The following is a 15,928-nucleotide window of genomic DNA, read 5'->3' on the forward strand; positions in this document are numbered from 1 at the left end:
CTAAAACATAAAATACAAAAGTACCTTATATTATATAAGGTACTTTTGTATTTTTTAAAATGACATAAGATACGTTTACTTGAGTTTTTTAGGTAGTTAGGGTTTGATATACTAACTTAAAATAAAAAAGTTGAGTAGTTCATTTTCAGTATACATCAATATATCTGAATTAAAAATGCAATTTTGCATCGAAATATCTGCAGTACCAATTCCATAATAGTCTCAAGTCTATTACAGTGGGAGCATTGTTGTTACTAGTTGGTGGAGTCATTTTCTTAAAACATAAAAATACATAAAAAGAGAAGTAAGGACGAGTTACGTAAAGTTGTATATGATTACACGCAGTGAGAAACAAGAATTAGAAATGTGTATGATGTATTGATGGCTACATGTTATGGGGGGAGGATACTTGTTATTGGAAAAAGTATTTAGTGAAAACATAAATTGAAGTGTTTGTATAAAAAACCTCCCAAAGGAGGCTTTTTATGAAGATAAACGTTTTGAAGCAGTCATCTTTTTAACTTTCATAATAATTTCACGTTCTAACATTTCATTTTTCTTACCAATTCGGCTTCCAATAAAGAAAACATCGATTAAAGCCCAGAAACCAAGCCCTCCAAGAGTCAGTGTCATGGCAATTGCCATACCAAAGTCACGTGCGTAGTAGCGGTGACCACCAAGTCCGCCTAGAAAAAACCAAATTAGGTAAGCAAGTCCTTTTGATTTTTTCTTTTTCTCAAACTCTGAAGTAACAAGAACCATTTGATCCGTTGTTAAGTCCTTTTTCAATAGTAGGTTATCCATTAAAATTCTCCCTTTAAATGTAAGATATAATTATTCCGAATATAAATATATCACAATATTAACTTTAATGTAATAACCCAGAAAAATATTATTGGTAATTCAAAAATTAATGATTAAATACAATTTAAAGAATATGGTCAATCATTTGTGTGAAATAGCTTGTGTATACCATTTGGGATACTATAATTAATTTCCAATTTCATTTCAAGAACAACGGAAACAAAAGAGAAATCGAAACGAAATCATGAAAGAAACTATATTAAAAGCACTACGATTTAAAAATAGAAAAGGCCTCATCAAATAAAGATGACATAGGTGGATCAGTTTCAAGTTGTATAAAATTTAAAGCGCATTTGTAGAATCATGGAGAAATAAGAGATTGTTTGTTCGGTTCGCATAGCGAATCTGTTATTTAATTAAAACAAGAGATTAAGAAATATATAACATACATAATTATTATAGATGTCAATGGAATTATTGTTGATGCCAATTTAAATAAAAATGTAAGAGAATAAAAAAATCGTCAGTTGCTTTTTAAAAGCGCTGACGATTTTTTGTATAGTCTCATAGCTAGACTTAATTATTAAAAGTTAAATAAATTTCTATATAGTTTAAATTTAAAGAAATAAAATAGGAATTTTGGGCTATATTTGTTTTAAAGGGATTGAGGTGGATCTAATTTCATTGAATCTATCATAACTTTAATATTTTTCGAATTGCCTTTAACAGATAGTTTCACTTTTTCAATTTCCAATGTTATTGAAAATCTAACTAAGGATAAAGTTATGGAACGCATCAATAAACGGATTATTAAGGATGGAAAATAACGGATAAATAGCAGAGAGATGAATATGAACGGAAGAAAATCTTGTGGCTCACAAAGAATTTAAGAGCTAGAGATATAAATAACAGTACAGATAAGGTTGAAGAAATCTACAAAAGGCTTTATCAATTCTAGCTAAATGATAAAAGCCCTGCAGGGGATGCAGGGCAAGACTAAGGGTATTGAAGAATTGTCGATTCTAAAAGTAAAGGACTTCTTGGAATGTTTTAAGTTTAACACGTAATATATTGAAACGTTATATAAAGATGTTACAGAAATATGAATATAAAAAAACTCTCATAAATATTATGAAAAAGTTGAGAATCTATAGAAGCTATAAGGGATTATATTTGCAATGGTGTCTTTATAGAGTTAATAGGACAGGCTTTTGTTTGTCTTAGTATTCGGGAATCTAGTAGAATTCCCGAATACTAAGACAGGTTCCTGGGTATTACGAAGCATTAAAGCATCAAAAAAGCCCGTACAGAAGCACAGGCCGGTTGATACACATATCGGTAACTAAATATTAACAGAAATAGTTAGTAAGTACTATTGAAAAAATAAAAAACTGCTTTCCTCCTAAGACGGTTTGAAGAAAACACATATAATAAAGCACTTATATTATACCAAATGTTTTCTCCTAATTAATATATAGTATATATTAATCATCCAGCAGAGGTGCTTTTTACTTCTTTTATAGAATTTACACATTAAACATATATGTATACGCATTGCATTGTTACTACACGCTCAGGAATAGTAATAAAAAGATGATACCAATAAAACTGTATAAAAACAAAAAGAATCCTAATAGGGGTAATTCTTTATGAAAGTTGAGCATGACAAACCTCCTTGGATATATAGAATATTTTAATATATTGTTGGTCTATTTAAAAAGAAAAACATAACTTAGTACATTGGATTAGAGGATATCTATATGAATAGGTAGAATCTAATTATCTGGTTCACATTTTAAACCAAGGGGTACAAATTCGATGCGACGTGAAAAGGATTTGTTGAAACAATGGAAGGCGGATTTGCAAGCTATCCAAGAAGAGAAAAGGCTGAAGAAGAAGTCTAAGAAAAAGAATAAGAAATATAGCATTCCTGGTAATACAGCTGACTTCATGAATGGAAAGAATACTTTTCGTAAAGAGAATGGGGTATGGAAGCAAAGAAATAAATAATGTGAGGATAAATGATTTTGATTAAATGTATAGGATTTATAGTAGGCGCTGCCTTGATTTTGGCGACGTCTTATTTGTTGTTAAGGAAAGATAACAAAACAAATAAATACAAGGTAAAAGGATATTAACGAAAAAGCCAAATTAGTAGGAAGTAAATTTAAAAAGTCCTGTCTTTTGACAGGACTTTCAAAAAGGGAACAACAGTTAACAATTGAAGGTACCTTTATATTACCATTACTGGTAATATAATTCCATGTGTTATGTGTTGAGAAATAATCTTCTATAAGATGAAAAAAAGTAACCAATGAAGTTAAGTAACGAATTGATGTGAAAATGACATTTGGACCTGTAAGTAATGGATATGAAACATATAGTTATAGTCAAGAAAATGAACAGTTCATAAGCTAGAAATTTTAGCTTGCATATAGTATATGTTGTAAAGAAAGGGTGGGGATGAAGCATGGAACGACCGAACTGGGGCATTGGGGGATAGTATTCGTGGGCTGTACGTTTCTTGGCGCGGGAGTGGGATCTATGTTTGGGGGTGCCAAAACTGGGTGGATGATTGGGATGGGCGCTGGGTTTCTTGGTATGGCTTTGACGAGATGGATTGGGAAATAATATAACAGGTTCACTTTCTTCGATAAATAAAGCGATATGCACATAAGAATGTACTTACATAGGATTTCAAAAAGAGACACCAAAGGGCGTCTCTGCATACTTACATTTCCACTTTAATTATTACAATACCCTTTTAACATACCTTTAGAAAAACGATTTGGATATAAAGCAATAAGCATCCCGTAGGGGCTTCCTTTCCAATAGCGTTGTAAGGGTGTCCGTAATTTTTGTTTTATGAGCCATCGTTGATTGAATACGTTTAATAGCTGTTTTTCATCCAGTTTTTCTTTCTCTTCAATGGTCCATCTTAATGCTTCTAGTGCTTTACATTTGGACCAAAAGCCAACTGGTGTAACTTTAAATTCCCATTCTTTAAAGCGACCTGGATATAAGTCGTTTATCATTTTAAATGGACTATTTCCCCACATTAATTGACATGGAGACGCTAATCTGTGAGTCTTTAGCCACTTTATACTGTAAACATCCAGTATTTGTTCGGGCGTTAATTTTTCTTTTTCTTCAATGGTCCATTTCAATGCTTCTAATGCTTTTTCTTTTGTCCAGAAGTTATTGGGCGTCATGAGAAATTCCCATTCTTTAAAACGACTAGGGTACAAATCGTTAATCATTGCAAACGGACTACTATTCCAGTACATAGCCAGAGGGGCACTAAGTTTGTTTTTCTCCAACCATTTTTTGCCGTATACGCGTAAGAGCTTTTCGTTCGATAAACCTTTTTTTTCTTCAATCATCCATCTCAAAATCGTTAATGCCTTTTCTTTCGTCCAAAAATTTAAAGGAGTCATACCAAACTCCCATTCTTTAAACTCACTTGGGTATAAATCATTTATTGCTTTAAAAGGGCTATTTTCGTATCTATGTTTGAGTAATCCTCGTAATTTATACTTTACAAGTAATTGAGTGTTCCATTTTTTTCTGATGTCTTCCTTATCCCATTTTAAAATACTGTGTAATAAATATGTGATTACTCTGCGGGCGAGTTTATTATCCAAATCTTCTTTCCAAGTATTTGGAGGGAATCGTTTCCTTTTGCCATCCAATATTTCTTGATAAATTTCTTCTATCGTAACTGCTTTCATTGCCAATATATAAATCCTCCTATATTTATATTTATATTTGTACAATATCACTATCAGAATTATTATATATATATTATATAATTTACATAAAATTATCATCGAAAACAACACATAAATTAGTTTTTTCTTAAAAATCTAATTATTACACAAATAAAAATTTATTCAAATTTTCTATTTTTTGGTATATACTTAAAAATGAATTATTATATTTGTATATTAGGAGTGTATTTGTATGGAGAAGCTTAACAAAAGCGATATCATTCGCACCGTTCCACAAAATGGTTTCTTTGGACATCCAAAAGGGCTATTTACCCTATTCTTTACAGAATTTTGGGAGCGATTTTCTTACTATGGAATGAGAGCAATATTACTTTACTATATGTACTATTCCATTTCTAAAGGTGGCTTAGGGATGGATCACGCCACAGCTGCATCCATTATGGCTATCTATGGTTCGTTAGTTTACATGTCTGGCATTATTGGTGGGTGGATTGCTGACCGCCTATTAGGTTCAAGTAGAACAATATTTTGGGGTGGTGTTTTAATAATGATTGGTCATCTCATCTTAGCTCTACCAGGAACGGTTAGTACATTATTTATCTCAATGGTATTTTTAGTACTTGGAACAGGGTTATTAAAACCGAATGTATCTAGTATTGTTGGTGATTTATATAGTGAAACAGATACTCGTCGTGATTCAGGTTTCAGTATTTTCTATATGGGTATTAATTTAGGAGCACTATTATCTCCGTTTGTGATTGGAACACTCGGTCAAAAGTATAACTTCCACTTAGGTTTTGGTGTGGCAGCAATTGGTATGCTATTTGGATTAATTATGTATGTTCTTACGAAAAAGAAAAATCTAGGATTAGCAGGAACGCAAGTACCAAATCCTTTAACAGACAAGGAAAGAAAAAAGATCCTTATACAGTTTAGTATTGGTATTATCGCAATTGCACTAGTTTGTGTGTTAACAATTCCAACAGGTATTTTAACGATTGATCGATTTACTTTACTTGTAAGTATCTTAGGTATTCTAATTCCAACAGGCTACTTTGTCTTTATGTATCGTAGTCCAAAGACGACAGAAGTTGAAAAATCTCGCTTAATTGCTTACATACCACTATTTATCGCTGCTACAATGTTCTGGGCGATTCAAGAGCAGGGAGCAATCATCTTAGCTAGTTATGCTGATCAACGTACGCAGTTAAACTTTGCAGGATTGGAGGTTCAATCTTCATGGTTCCAATCATTAAACCCTATTTATATTGTTTTACTAGCACCAGTATTTGCTTGGCTTTGGGTAAAGCTGAATTCACGCCAACCAAGTACAGCAAATAAATTTGCTATCGGTTTATTATTTGCTGGTTTATCATTCTTAGTGATGATTATTCCTGCATATATCCATGGTACCGAATCCCTTGTTAGCCCAATTTGGTTAGTCATTAGTTTCCTTCTAGTCGTAATCGGGGAACTTTGTTTATCACCTGTAGGTTTATCTATTACTACAAAACTAGCTCCAGCAGCGTTCTCTGCTCAAACAATGAGTCTATGGTTTTTAACGAGTGCATCTGCACAAGCTATCAATGCGCAGCTTGTGCGATTATATAATCCTGAAACAGAGATTATTTATTTCGGTGTAATTGGCGGAGTATCCATTGTTTTAAGTGTTATTTTATATTTCATGGCTCCAAAGATTCAGGTACTTATGAAAGGGATTAAATAATAGAACTGTGCCAAAAACTTGTTACCATGCAGGTTTTTGTGCACAGTTTTTTTAGTGCTTTATCGTATGTAAAACTAGCTCCTTTTAAACGAAGAACAACAAAGGTAAATTGATCAGAAGTAAGTCATTTATCGATATGGATGATTAGGAGAAAGCATTTACGGTAACCCCAAGTCGAGAATATTCCGATGCTAATATAGTTTATACATCTAACCCTATTTAATAGGTTAGTTTTGAAAGATGGAACTCCCGCATTCGAAAATGATGTACATAAGTTTTCCGAATGGGCAGCTTATTTTTTGTTTTGGGGTTACTTCAATATCTAAGCTAAATGCCTATGGAGCAAAACTAAAAAAAGACGCCAAATGGCGCCCCCAACTTGGGTTAATGAGGTTTTAGTTTTCCAATCTAAAGAAATATTGTATCAGCTCACAAACAGAGTATATCATAACATCCAAGTGAAATAATATGCATTATTACATATCGAAATAAATTTTGTATTCTTGCACTGACGGACTAGGAATAGCAAGATATGAAGCAAATAAGCGCTGTAAAAATATCAATTCATAGAAGCGATTAATTTCTGATATAACATGTTTTAATATCACAAAAGCCATCACGAAATGATGATTGCATGATGGCTTTTGTTGTTTTCTTATTTCTTTGTCTCATTGACCCATGTAACGATGTCCTGGATGACATACGCAGGAACATTAGAAGGGACTTCGTATTCACTAGGGTGACTGAATTCCCCGTCGCCCTCCGTGAAGATGTGATTCAATTTCGGATATTCTTTGAACTGAACATTACTGCGGCTTGAAAGCCCTTCTTGCCATCTCGTAAAATCGTCTTTTACAGTTACTTGATAATCACGTGCACCTTGCAGAATCAGTAATGGCTCTTTTCGTGATTTCGCTTCCTCAACTGGACGCCAACGAGTCACATCATACATGAAATGTGGAGAAGGATAATTATAACTAGCTGGTGGGTGATCTGGATCAAAAGTAGGATCCTTAATATAAGCGAATTGTTTTTTTAGTTCATCAATAAAATCCTTAGGTGCCCCGAGGTACTGATACTGATCAAGGAGCATATCAGTAAAAGGACGTGCAGGAGGTGCCATTAAAATACTTCCTCTTACAAGTGATGAAGGTGCTTTGCTTAGTATACGCGGCATGGTGCCAGCTCCTTGGCTATGTCCGAGAATGAAAATGTTACCTGGGTCAATACCTTCCTGCTGCGCTGCTGATTTCGCTGCATATATGGCATCATCTGTAGTATCTTGGTCTAATGTAGCAGGTTCTGCACTCATTTTAAAACCGTGTTCTAAGGAACGTTTCTCGTAACGTAACACTGCGATACCGCTTGATGAAAGACCAGCTGCGAGGTCTCTAAAGATTTTAGCTCCCATAATTGTACTGTCACGATCTTGCGGACCCGAACCGTGAACAAGAACAACAACAGGCACTTTTTCGCCAGGTTTATGTTTTGGAACCGTTAATGTGGCTGGTAACGGGTATGTAGTATTTCCAATTACGATTTCACGTTCTTGGTAGGAATCAGGTTGGTCATAACTAGGATGAGGGATGGTATAAGATTTCTGTTGCATCGTCCTTACGCCAACTTCATCAACTTTGCCGCCAGGCGTGAATTTAAGGAGTAGTGGAATAGTAGTTCCTTCGATAGCTCCTGGAATTTCAACCGTTTGATGGACTAAGTTTCGTTCTTTAATAACAGGTGTTCCCATGTTTGTAATCCTGCTCCCGCCACTTTGTGTCCACCAGTTTTGTAATATGTTTGCCGTAAACTTGGATTGAAAAGCAGCAGACGTCAACTGAAGTGCTTCTACATATTTACCTTGCTGGAGATAGTCAAAAAATAATGACGTACGCTCCGTTAAAGAGACTTGTTTCTTTTCTGCAGTTTGTGCCCCTTGTGTATCCGCATGAATGGTTGTTGTAAGCGGAAAAGAAGAAATACCTAAAGAAAAGAGTAGGGTAAAAGAAAGTGCTGATTTTTGTAATTTCTTTTTTTTCATCCTGTTTAACCTCCAAAATGTAATGGTATGAAATGGGGATGGTAATTAGTGGAATGATTCCTTATTGGGGTTTCGGTATATGTATGGGTGAATCCTGCATACATATCATAAAAAGTCCGTATGAAAGAGTAGAAGAGTCCAGCAATGGATGTATACAAAAAACTTTGCTACATCATAGAAGTCCATCGTTTTTCCAACAATAATTCCAATCTCGTTATGATGTCAGGAAAGAAAACAAGAAGAGAAGGAGGCATACGATGAAGAAATTTTTATGGTTCATTTCTACATTGTGCATGATTTTAGGATTGGTAACAGGGTGTAGTAGCAAAGATGACACTGGAATTTCCGTTACAAGAAATGTAGCGGAGAAAGACCAGCAGAAAGGAAGCGAAACAAAGAGAAACAAAGCAAAATTAGAAAGAAGAGAATAGTTATGAGGCAGCAGCGTCCGTACCTGTAAAAAAAGAAGAGTTTACGGGTAAACTGCAGTATCCAGAATTGGCCGAGCAGGCAATGAACCTAGTACCTGGGCAGAGTAAGAAACAAAATGCTAATAGAATCATCAAAGCTACGATACTGGATCATATCGACGGTGATACGTTTCGATTGAAGTTAGCAAACGGTAAGGTAGAAGTTGTGAGATTCCTATGTATTGATACGCCTGAAGTACATCATCCAAGACTAGGACTCCAATAGGTTATTTAACAGAAGTGTAAGAACAGGCGCAACCCATATGCGTTTTGTGACGTATGAAACATAAACGCCGAGTCCGATAACGAAAACTGGCACAAGAAAAAGTTGACGTACGAAAGAATCTATCTTGTTCAAAAAATCCATTTGACATCCTCCTTTTTACTTCATTTTACATATTTTATACGATAGAGCTTGGCAGGTCCCTTTTGGAATCGTTTCTATATGATAGTGGGTATTGTATAAAAGTACTTAAAAATAAAAAAGAACCCTCATCAGGTTCTTTTTTAATCGTGCTAGGATAACTAGAGTTGGAATAATTACTAATAATTACTAATTAAAGTAATGGTAAAGAGGCAAGAGCCAATAAGTAATGCATTTAGAAATGGTTATTCTCCAGCGTATATCTTTTTATATTGAATGCTTGGCTTACCTTTGTATTCGATTAGCCCTACATAGTGAATATAGTCGCCTGTCAAACTGAAGTGGTATAAATGCTTTTCAGAACCACCTAATAGTCCCCCTACACCTGCGCGTGTAATTGCTTCTGATTCAATACTTCTCATTGCTTTACCGCCAGTAGTAGTATTATACACGTCAAACTTTAATTTTGAACCATTGTTTGTGTTAGCAATGACGTATTTTGCATTTGCAGCGATAAGGGTTTGACCGTAGTTTATCCCATACTTTAATTTTTGACCTTGTTTATCATACACATAATCACCCTTGTTTATATCAAATACTGTTTTTCCAGAGCCATCATATAGTAAGTTTTGTTTTAAATCAATATAGATATTGTTAGTGCCATAATCCTTTAATTTCAGATTTTGTATCTCCTTTTTCGAACTGTCATCTAAATGCAGGAAGACCTTTTCTCCCTCTTGTACTAAAAGAGCGCTACCGTTCGAGGTTTGTACATAATGATATGTATTGGCTGTATTTTGGCTATTACTGATATTATTAAAAGAGGAACTCTCTAGGTTGGTATCAATCTCTACCATTTTAGCTTGTTCATCCATAAGAGAGGTTCTTGCTACTAAACCATTTGAAATGATGTGTGCATCTCCAAAGAGTGTAGAAGATACGCCGTCTTCTCCATTATAAAAATGTTGATCTTTTATAATCCATTTTCCTTCTTTATCGTCTATTTTGCCGATTGATACAAAAGTCTTATCTTTTTGCTCTTCTTGGATGTATTTTTGGAACATGACGTAAATGTAATCACCCTTTCGAGCAACACCAAGTTCTTTCACTTTTCTATCGTCTAATAAATTAGAAAAGCTTTCTCCGCCGAATTGATCTATAGTAATTTCTTTATGGTCTTTGGCATTTTCCTTCTTTTTAGACGAATCAGAATTACTAGTATCTCCTATTTTTGACCCGCTGGCCACTTGGTCTTTAGTTGTACTTTCATTCGCAGATGCAGTTGTTTTACTTCCTTCTTTTGGTTCTGAATTGTTGGAAGAGCAACTTACCAATAAGCTAAACGTACAACCTGCTAATAATATGTTCTTACTTGCTTTAAGTATATTTCTTTTCATAATTTCCTCCTACAGATATGTTGATTGATACGATTATACTATATATAATTATATATTAATATACTATTAAATAGATTTTAATAATAGAAACATACTAATAATGAAAGGGTGTTTAAATAGTGAAAAAAGTAGTGTCATATATTGTTAGTTTAGGAATACTGTTAACAGCATGCTCAAACGAAGACAAATTAAAGTGTAGATCAGAGAGTCGTGCAAACACAAATGAAGAATCTGTCGGTCAAGTAGAAAACGATAAAGTAAAGGATAATGATCATGCTTCACCATATAATGAGGAAATGGCAAGAGTAGCCATACAAAAAATGATGAAGAAATATCCAAAAGAAGCTGGGAAGAACGTGTTACAAATTGAGAGAAGGGCAATGGATATTTTTCATGTTACAACGGATAAGGTAGAAGTTCAAATGCAGTTTAAAGATGCTGGGAGTGGAACGGTGGAATGGATTATGTGCGACTGGAATACAGGTCAACCGTTATATCAAAGTGATAAATGGAATGCTTATAGCTAATTACAACTTATAATTATCACATAGGGAATAGATAATAGATAAAAAGAATTAGCACTCAAATGAGTTCAAAGTAGTATATTGATTTTAGGCAGAAAACATTCAATACGTATAACTGGGAGAGTCGACTTATGGACTTAGAATTAAAGGTAAAGAAAGAAAAAATAAATAAATACATACTAAAAAAGCTACATAATGAAGAAAATCCGAATGCCTGGAAGCTGGATTGTATAGAGAATTGGCATGAGCTTCGTAGTGAAGGTGAAGTGAAAACAGGTTCTAGTTTAAAAGAGTAAATGTATGAGTAGGAGTTGCTGGTACATTACACAGGTAGTCTTCATATAGAATTGAATTTTATGTACCTATTACTTTAGGAAAGCATTCTGTATGCAATTCAAACAAATGCAAATCAAATCATGCATTTACAGATACAAAAAAGGAGCTGTTAGTAAAGCTAACTGTTCCAGCTCAAGGAATCTCCAAGGGGAAAGGAGAAAGACTAAGGACTTTAAATGAGTTTTGGCTAATGCCTACCCGTATTATTGAATGAATAATAAGTTTTATTCATTTATAACGAAAGTAATGTGTAAGTATGTTACAAGAATAGTCCAATACCTATCCATGCAACTCCTAATATAGACAATGATTCGATAATAATTAAACGTTTAGCCTCATCTTGTTTTGGCGTAGTTAGCTTCCTAATTAGGGAGAATACCCCACTTATTCCGAACAAAGTAAGAGCTAATAGTAGCAAAGTGCTTGTCATCCTGCCCACTCCCAGTATATGGATATTATTGTTGTATACCAAGCTAAAGACTCTAAAAATAGTAATGTTATCGTATCTTCTCTATGAAGTATGTAAAGTGTGACGTGAATCTTCAATGGATAGAGGTCGTGTAAGGTAACTTTCAGTATTAGAAGTATGAATATTGCGTGAAAGGAATGCAGACTGTTGAAAATATAAAAAACGTATAGTACAATAAGGGTGTAAGCTAGATTATAACGAACAAGAAGTCGGGTGGTTCTGATTCTCGTTCTATTGATAGGTCGTAAGCTTTTTGAAAAGTCTTGGTTTGGTCACCAAGGCTTTTTTCGTACGCAGACAGGAATAAAAGCACTGTATGTCGCAATACTATATAGAGTAGTAAGCTGGGTTTCAACGTCTTTGCACTTCAAAATGATGCTGCATTGGTCGTGTGCAATGAAAGTATGGTCAGTACTTCACCTTGGAACCCAATCATAACTACAAACTGGTCTTAGTGTCGCTACTTATAGCGGCACTTTTTTATTTAAGAAGATGTCTTACATATTCAGTTATACCCTTACCTATTTCACTTTTGGTGAAAAAGTAATGTATATTTCTAAGGAAACTGAATGCTGTAACGATTGTGCCAAAAGAAAAAAGACACTTACGTTTCTTTTCTCTCTCTGAACGTTTACGGGTGGTTCTAGTATTCTCCACGTTCTATTGTCACCTCCTCTAAAAAGAGAAGGGCAAAGACGGCACGTATTCAGTGTACAGTGTTTGACAAATCTCTACAAGAACTTATTTTCTGGTATGGAACATTCGAATATGTGGGATCAATTTCGAGTAAGATGTTTGAAGAAACGTACAAAGGTTATATGTACTGATTCTCTTTTACTAGATAAATAGTATCAGTGGATTTAAGATTTTTTTCATGTTGTAATTAAGATAAGTTAATGGAATACTATGATGAAATTTAGTGTGATAAAGGGCATAAGTGAATGGAGGGAATTGGATGGTTCATAACATAATACATAATAGATTCAAACTACGAGAAATCGAAGAAAATGATTGGAAGGATATATACACATCACAGTCCATTGTGTGCCGATACCAAGCATGGGGCCCTAATTCGGAAACGGAAACAAAAGAATTTGTAAACCAAGTTCTTCAAGATGCAAGTAAGGTCCCGAGAAGTCGATTTTCTTTTGCATTGGTTGAATTGGAGTACGAAAGAGTGGTAGGGGCAGGTGCGATTACGATTCGAGATTTTACTAATAGGGAGGGAGAAATAGGGTATAACATAAATCCAGATTATTGGGGAAAGGGACTTGCAACGGGAGTCGCAAAGTTGCTGGTTACATTTAGATTTGAGGAATTAAATCTTCATCGTATTATTATGATGAATACGAATACTGATATAAGGATTTGCACTTACATGAAGCAGAAAGTACACAGAATGTGGTTACATCGAGTGGTAAAGTAGGGGGGGATGTGACTTGAAAAACGGCTATATAAAGGGATTTACAATAAATTACTTTTAATCAGTTTACATAACATATCTAATAGGGATTTATAAAAAACAAGTGAATAAATCTCAAAACGAAAAGAATACTTATATCATTGAGACGGAAAGAGAAATTTAGTAGTTACATCTTGAAATTTGCATTTAAATAAGATTTAGCAGAATGCTTAGCTAAACCAGCTATAATAAAAAGAATTAAAGGAAATGCTCTATTTCGACATCACAACAATTAAATTTTGTAAAATACACCATCTATTTAGTCTTAAGCAGTTAAAGTAAACTGTTTCGCATTAAAATGTTGTATATTGGATATGTTCTATAAGCAATCATTTATAATATTAATATGTATAGCTGAACGTACCAGAAACTAAAAGAAATTTATACTGATGAAAGGTAGGGTATATGATGCCTTTATAAAAGCGTAGAAAAATAATCACCAACAACTTCGCACGAAATACCAATTTTACGAACAATAAGATAGGTAAATAAAAATATACTACAGTATTTAGGGATTTCAAGCTCGGCTGCATGAGTTTTCATATATTGGTATGTATTTATATAATTCATGCTTTATATAGAAATCATTAAATGCTAAACTATTCGTTAAAAATTTTTATAGTAAATTATCTTTTAGTATATAGGATTTTTTCTTATGTTGATCTAATTAATCCCTCATAATCATGATTAAATTAGCTATTTCATATTAGATAACGAATTTTAAACTGTTTTCATTTATTGATTTTTTGTATGAATTTATATATAAAAATTGTTTTATTTTACATACATTTATATGTAGTTTTCACACTAATTTTTATGGTCTTATACAAATTTATCACTTAATTAGCTATAATTTTTATTTGATTAACTACACTATACCATTCAATTTTGAGTATATTTTAGTATTTCATAATTTAATTATGTAAATAAGTTCGTGTAAAAATTGAATTTAACGCGAACTTGTGTTCGATTTCGTTTTCTGTTATATTATATATGAGGTGATTTTTATGGACTACAGCAAGCAACGTCAAAAATCCGTACATCGTAAAAAATTATACGAAAATCTAAACGAAATGCCCTTTTACATAGAAGAATTTGTGGAGTACAAAGAATTGCATGACGCCTCTCCCTCCACCCTACTGAATTATGTATATGATTTTAGAGTCTTCTTTAATTGGCTATTATCTGAACAAGTTATTGAATTAAAACCCATTAAAGACATATCCTTCGCTGATTTGGAGAATTTAAAGAAAAAAGATGTTGAGAACTTTATGAGATTTCTAAAACTACAACAGAACATGCAGAATTCTTCTGTTAACAGAAAAATTTCAGCCTTAAAATCCTTATTTAAATACCTTACCTCCCTATCAGAGAATGAAGATGGAGAATGTTATTTTTATAGAAATGTAATGGCTAAAATCGAAATACATAAAGATAAAGAAACATTAAATGCTCGTGCAAAACGTATGAGATCTAAAATATTTCATAATAATGATGATCAAGAGTTTTTAAATTACGTTAAGTATGAGCACGAAAAATCTTTAACAAAGCATCAGTTGTTCTATTTCCTAAGAGATAAAGATCGCGACGTAGCAATCCTCTCGCTTTTTCTTGGCAGTGGCATTCGTGTAAGTGAATTGGCGGATCTTCGTATGGAAGATATAAACTTAAAAGAAAGACTCATTGATGTAATACGAAAAGGAAACAAAGAAGATTCTGTATGGATTACACCAATTGCATTAAATGATCTTGAAAAATATATGGAAATTCGAGATAACAAATACGCTCCAGGGAAAGAATTGAAAAATGTGTTTCTATCAAAATATAAACATACTGCACAGCCTCTTTCAGTTAGGGCTATCCAAGATATAGTAGAAAAATATACTAAAGCTTATGGAAGAAGAATGTCTCCTCATAAATTAAGACATACATTGGCAAATAAATTATATATGGAAGAGAAAGACTCATTACAAGTCATGCAGCAACTTGGACATACGAGTCAAGATACAGCTTTGCTATATACACAACTTGGGGAAACAACTATTAAAGATAGTTTAGGCAGAATAGGAAAGAATAAGGAATAAAAGTTCAGCAATTTTGCATTGTTGAACTTTTATTTTTTTACATACTTAAGTTAAGCTTTAAAAGCTATTTATTATTCGTTTTAAATTTGATTTTATTATGTAAAAAATACATAATTTGAATCCTTCTATAATTGGTATATAACTCTCTCTTGTGAATTATAAATAAAAATTTTAGATTACTACAATTGTTGGTTACTTTAAACTCATTTTTAACGAATAATTTTAGATATACTGAAATAAAAATAATTATTTCAAATTATTTTTATTTTTAATGGTAGTGAAGGAAGAGGACTATCGTTAAAAGCATCCCAAAACCAAAAGTCATAATTGCTTAACTCCTTAAACAATTCTCCATGGTTTATCATAATCCCCATTGTAGGTATGTGATATATGCTAATCACTATGGTTTTAAAATTTTTTGTTTTTAAATAGATTAATATTTAAATGTATTGGAATGATGAACGGATGTTGAGAGTGTGCAATATGTGAGAAATTGGAGTAACTGCCGCCCTGGCAACGGAAT

The 15,928-nt window shown here is 33.2% G+C and carries 14 protein-coding genes and 1 pseudogene; 9 read left to right on the forward strand and 6 right to left on the reverse strand.

Going from position 1 to position 15,928, the window contains the following annotated elements:
• Window positions 1–483 precede the first annotated feature (483 nt).
• Window positions 484–804, reverse strand: coding sequence for a TM2 domain-containing protein (locus ACTFRY_RS19675; protein ID WP_000369371.1), 321 nt, complete (start codon window positions 802–804; stop codon window positions 484–486).
• Between the two features lie 112 nt (window positions 805–916).
• On the opposite strand from ACTFRY_RS19675, the pseudogene ACTFRY_RS19680 reads away from it, so the two are divergent.
• The 3 genes and pseudogenes from ACTFRY_RS19680 to ACTFRY_RS19690 all read left to right on the forward strand — a co-directional run.
• A pseudogene (locus tag ACTFRY_RS19680) lies at window positions 917–1,176 on the forward strand (IS3 family transposase); the annotation flags it as partial.
• Window positions 1,177–2,622: 1,446 nt separating this feature from the next.
• Window positions 2,623–2,814 carry a hypothetical protein gene (locus tag ACTFRY_RS19685; RefSeq protein WP_001250597.1) on the forward strand — a complete coding sequence of 64 codons (192 nt, stop codon included), beginning with the start codon at window positions 2,623–2,625 and terminating at the stop codon, window positions 2,812–2,814.
• A gap of 498 nt (window positions 2,815–3,312) precedes the next feature.
• Complete coding sequence (locus ACTFRY_RS19690) at window positions 3,313–3,435, forward strand: hypothetical protein (protein ID WP_002063117.1); 123 nt, start codon at window positions 3,313–3,315, stop codon at window positions 3,433–3,435.
• 113 nt (window positions 3,436–3,548) lie between these two features.
• Here ACTFRY_RS19690 and ACTFRY_RS19695 read toward each other — a convergent pair whose 3' ends face one another.
• Window positions 3,549–4,541, reverse strand: a complete 993-nt coding sequence (locus ACTFRY_RS19695; RefSeq protein WP_001240850.1) for a DUF4046 domain-containing protein — start codon at window positions 4,539–4,541, stop codon at window positions 3,549–3,551.
• Between the two features lie 226 nt (window positions 4,542–4,767).
• Here ACTFRY_RS19695 and ACTFRY_RS19700 point away from each other — a divergent pair, with 226 nt between their 5' ends.
• The gene (locus ACTFRY_RS19700) at window positions 4,768–6,261 is read left to right on the forward strand and encodes a peptide MFS transporter (RefSeq protein ID WP_098616324.1); all 1,494 of its coding nucleotides are present in this window, start codon (window positions 4,768–4,770) and stop codon (window positions 6,259–6,261) included.
• A 655-nt stretch (window positions 6,262–6,916) separates the two neighbouring features.
• Here the strand turns inward: ACTFRY_RS19700 and ACTFRY_RS19705 are convergent.
• Entirely contained in the window at window positions 6,917–8,299 is a 1,383-nt protein-coding gene (locus ACTFRY_RS19705; protein WP_141541456.1) for an alpha/beta hydrolase family protein, read from the reverse strand.
• Between the two features lie 257 nt (window positions 8,300–8,556).
• Between ACTFRY_RS19705 and ACTFRY_RS19710 the strand changes: the two genes are divergently transcribed.
• Complete coding sequence (locus ACTFRY_RS19710) at window positions 8,557–8,730, forward strand: hypothetical protein (RefSeq protein WP_170952440.1); 174 nt, start codon at window positions 8,557–8,559, stop codon at window positions 8,728–8,730.
• A gap of 250 nt (window positions 8,731–8,980) precedes the next feature.
• On the opposite strand, the gene ACTFRY_RS19715 is transcribed toward ACTFRY_RS19710, so the two are convergent.
• Both ACTFRY_RS19715 and ACTFRY_RS19720 read right to left on the reverse strand, forming a co-directional pair.
• The gene (locus ACTFRY_RS19715; RefSeq protein ID WP_163050577.1) at window positions 8,981–9,136 is read right to left on the reverse strand and encodes a hypothetical protein; all 156 of its coding nucleotides are present in this window, start codon (window positions 9,134–9,136) and stop codon (window positions 8,981–8,983) included.
• Between the two features lie 242 nt (window positions 9,137–9,378).
• Window positions 9,379–10,530, reverse strand: coding sequence for a hypothetical protein (locus ACTFRY_RS19720; protein WP_098616325.1), 1,152 nt, complete (start codon window positions 10,528–10,530; stop codon window positions 9,379–9,381).
• 119 nt (window positions 10,531–10,649) lie between these two features.
• Here ACTFRY_RS19720 and ACTFRY_RS19725 point away from each other — a divergent pair, with 119 nt between their 5' ends.
• Window positions 10,650–11,057 carry a hypothetical protein gene (locus ACTFRY_RS19725; protein WP_098616326.1) on the forward strand — a complete coding sequence of 136 codons (408 nt, stop codon included), beginning with the start codon at window positions 10,650–10,652 and terminating at the stop codon, window positions 11,055–11,057.
• 128 nt (window positions 11,058–11,185) lie between these two features.
• The gene (locus tag ACTFRY_RS19730) at window positions 11,186–11,350 is read left to right on the forward strand and encodes a hypothetical protein (protein ID WP_170964345.1); all 165 of its coding nucleotides are present in this window, start codon (window positions 11,186–11,188) and stop codon (window positions 11,348–11,350) included.
• Between the two features lie 299 nt (window positions 11,351–11,649).
• Here ACTFRY_RS19730 and ACTFRY_RS19735 read toward each other — a convergent pair whose 3' ends face one another.
• Entirely contained in the window at window positions 11,650–11,820 is a 171-nt protein-coding gene (locus tag ACTFRY_RS19735) for a hypothetical protein (RefSeq protein ID WP_017657634.1), read from the reverse strand.
• Between the two features lie 994 nt (window positions 11,821–12,814).
• On the opposite strand from ACTFRY_RS19735, the gene ACTFRY_RS19740 reads away from it, so the two are divergent.
• Together ACTFRY_RS19740 and xerS are read left to right on the forward strand one after the other, a co-directional pair.
• Window positions 12,815–13,285: a GNAT family N-acetyltransferase gene (locus tag ACTFRY_RS19740; RefSeq protein ID WP_098616327.1), complete on the forward strand. Its 471-nt coding sequence runs from the start codon at window positions 12,815–12,817 to the stop codon at window positions 13,283–13,285.
• A 1,043-nt stretch (window positions 13,286–14,328) separates the two neighbouring features.
• Window positions 14,329–15,405, forward strand: coding sequence for a tyrosine recombinase XerS (gene xerS / locus ACTFRY_RS19745; protein ID WP_098616328.1), 1,077 nt, complete (start codon window positions 14,329–14,331; stop codon window positions 15,403–15,405).
• The last annotated feature ends 523 nt before the right edge of the window (window positions 15,406–15,928 follow it).

Source organism: Bacillus cereus group sp. MYBK195-1 (assembly GCF_051916605.1).
GTDB lineage: Bacteria > Bacillota > Bacilli > Bacillales > Bacillaceae_G > Bacillus_A > Bacillus_A cereus.

What these genes read in the sequence shown, in the direction of transcription:
- ACTFRY_RS19685 (WP_001250597.1), top strand. Translation starts at nt 2,623, where the DNA reads ATGCGACGTGAAAAGGATTTGTTGAAACAATGGAAGGCGGATTTGCAA.
- ACTFRY_RS19705 (WP_141541456.1), bottom strand. Translation starts at nt 8,299, where the DNA reads ATGAAAAAAAAGAAATTACAAAAATCAGCACTTTCTTTTACCCTACTC.
- ACTFRY_RS19715 (WP_163050577.1), bottom strand. Translation starts at nt 9,136, where the DNA reads ATGGATTTTTTGAACAAGATAGATTCTTTCGTACGTCAACTTTTTCTT.
- ACTFRY_RS19700 (WP_098616324.1), top strand. Translation starts at nt 4,768, where the DNA reads ATGGAGAAGCTTAACAAAAGCGATATCATTCGCACCGTTCCACAAAAT.
- xerS (WP_098616328.1), top strand. Translation starts at nt 14,329, where the DNA reads ATGGACTACAGCAAGCAACGTCAAAAATCCGTACATCGTAAAAAATTA.
- ACTFRY_RS19735 (WP_017657634.1), bottom strand. Translation starts at nt 11,820, where the DNA reads ATGACAAGCACTTTGCTACTATTAGCTCTTACTTTGTTCGGAATAAGT.
- ACTFRY_RS19740 (WP_098616327.1), top strand. Translation starts at nt 12,815, where the DNA reads ATGGTTCATAACATAATACATAATAGATTCAAACTACGAGAAATCGAA.
- ACTFRY_RS19675 (WP_000369371.1), bottom strand. Translation starts at nt 804, where the DNA reads ATGGATAACCTACTATTGAAAAAGGACTTAACAACGGATCAAATGGTT.
- ACTFRY_RS19730 (WP_170964345.1), top strand. Translation starts at nt 11,186, where the DNA reads ATGGACTTAGAATTAAAGGTAAAGAAAGAAAAAATAAATAAATACATA.
- ACTFRY_RS19710 (WP_170952440.1), top strand. Translation starts at nt 8,557, where the DNA reads ATGAAGAAATTTTTATGGTTCATTTCTACATTGTGCATGATTTTAGGA.
- ACTFRY_RS19720 (WP_098616325.1), bottom strand. Translation starts at nt 10,530, where the DNA reads ATGAAAAGAAATATACTTAAAGCAAGTAAGAACATATTATTAGCAGGT.